3 protein-coding genes are annotated in these 1,658 nt (G+C 63.0%); all 3 read right to left on the bottom strand.

Features of this window, described 5'->3' with window-relative positions; translation table 11 throughout:
- A partial coding sequence (tnpC, locus tag BF12_RS0117815; protein ID WP_024953437.1) for an IS66 family transposase occupies nucleotides 1-878 on the bottom strand: 878 nt, incomplete at its 3' end.
- 92 nt (nucleotides 879-970) lie between these two features.
- A complete protein-coding gene (gene tnpB / locus BF12_RS0117810; protein WP_024953436.1) occupies nucleotides 971-1,306 on the bottom strand; it encodes an IS66 family insertion sequence element accessory protein TnpB in 336 nt (111 codons plus the stop codon).
- On the bottom strand, nucleotides 1,303-1,658 hold a 356-nt coding region (gene tnpA, locus BF12_RS0117805), incomplete at its 5' end, for an IS66-like element accessory protein TnpA (RefSeq protein WP_024953435.1). The genes tnpB and tnpA, both read right to left, overlap by 4 nt.

Here is a 1,658-nt window from a genome sequence, read left to right as displayed (position 1 = left end):
CCGCCACGTCCCTCGCTGAAGTCGTAGATTACGGCCTTCAACCCGGCATACGGGGTGGTGGCGTAGGCCCAGAGATAGGCGCGGTGCGTCTTCTTCTTGCCAGGGGCCAGCATCGGTACCGGCGTTTCGTCGGCATGCAGCACCGGCTCGTTGAGCAACACTTCACGCAGTGCATCGATCAGCGGCTGAAGTCGCACCCCGCAGGTGCCGACCCACTCGGCCAGGGTGGAGCGCGGAATCGCTACGCCGGCGCGGGCGAAGATCTGCTCCTGGCGATAGAGTGGCAGGTGATCAGCATATTTGGCGATCAGCACCTGGGCCAGCAAGCCGGCGGTGGGGATGCCCTTGTCAATGATCTGCGTCGGCATCGGTGCCTGGGTCAGTGTCTCGCATTGGTCGCAGACCCACTTGCCACGGATATGCCGCTCGACGTGGAACACGCCCGGCGTGTAATCCAACTTCTCACTGATTTCCTCGCCGATCCGCCTCAGCTGACAACCACACCGGCAGTGATCATTCTCCGGATCATGATGAATCTCGGTGCGCGGTAGCTCGGGAGGTAAGGGCGTGCGCTTGGGCGTCTTCCTTGCCACTGGCGTGTCAGCAGTGAGGTGGAGCTCTTCCAGCTCGGTCTCGATGGCAGCAATGTCGGCGTCCACCCCTTCCTCCAGCAGGCTGATCTGCAGGACATTGAGCTGCTCGCTGCGCTTGCCGAAGGCGTGGCGCTTGAGCAATGCCATTTCATAGGTCAGTTTTTGATTGACCTGCTCGCTGTGGCGTAGCGCTTTCTCCTTTTCCTCCACCTGCGTCATCAGCGTTGCCGCCAAGTGGCGGAGCTGATCGGGAGAGAGTTGAGTCAGGTCGGGGGGCGTCGTCATTCCGCCAGTATGCCAGCCCGCCGAAGGCAGTGGGATTGGCGCATCAGCGAATAGCGGGCCGGGAGGTTCTGTGCCGTACCTGGCCTGGCGTGTCAGACGACAGAGATGACGCCGTCGGTGCCGAGACGCTGCCAGGGTAGGCCCTGCACCAGTGCCATGGCCTGCTCGGGGCAGAGCTCGACGCAATCGCCATGCCGGTTGCCAGCCCAGTGGAACTTGCCCTGGTTCAGGCGCCTGGCGCACAGCCAGATGCCCAGACCATCGTGGACCAGCACCTTCATGCGGTTGCCACGCCGGTTGGCGAACAGATAAGCACAATGCGGGCGAGCCGCGCCGAAGACCTTCACGACTCGGGCCAACGCAGTGTCCGGACCGGCCCGCATATCCAGGGGGTCGGTAGCCAGCCAGATTTCGTCGATGCGGATCATGCGAGCAGCTCCCGAATCAGAGATCGGCAGGTGTCGGCCTCCGAGGCAGGCCACTCGATGACCATCGGGCCGTTGGGGTGCGGGATGGTGAGGCGAATAGGGTCCGCCACCTGATGCTGGGGAGTGGCCGGTGACAACTCGCGAGTCATGGGCACCGGTACAAATGCCGGTATTTCTGGCACAGCCGTTTGCTGACGGGTGGTACGGATCCAATTGTGGACCAGGTTAGCATTCAGGCTGTGCTCCAACGCCACTCCGGCAACGGAGGCACCGGGTTGCTGACACGCTTCGACGATCCTGGCCTTGAAGGCGGCAGTGAAGCGGCGACGCTTGCGAGGAACTTCCAACACGC

Origin of the sequence: Cobetia crustatorum (assembly GCF_000591415.1) — a bacterium.
Classification (GTDB): domain Bacteria; phylum Pseudomonadota; class Gammaproteobacteria; order Pseudomonadales; family Halomonadaceae; genus Cobetia; species Cobetia crustatorum.
Note: the sequence above shows the minus strand (reverse complement) of the source record. Positions and strands in the feature narration are given on the sequence as shown.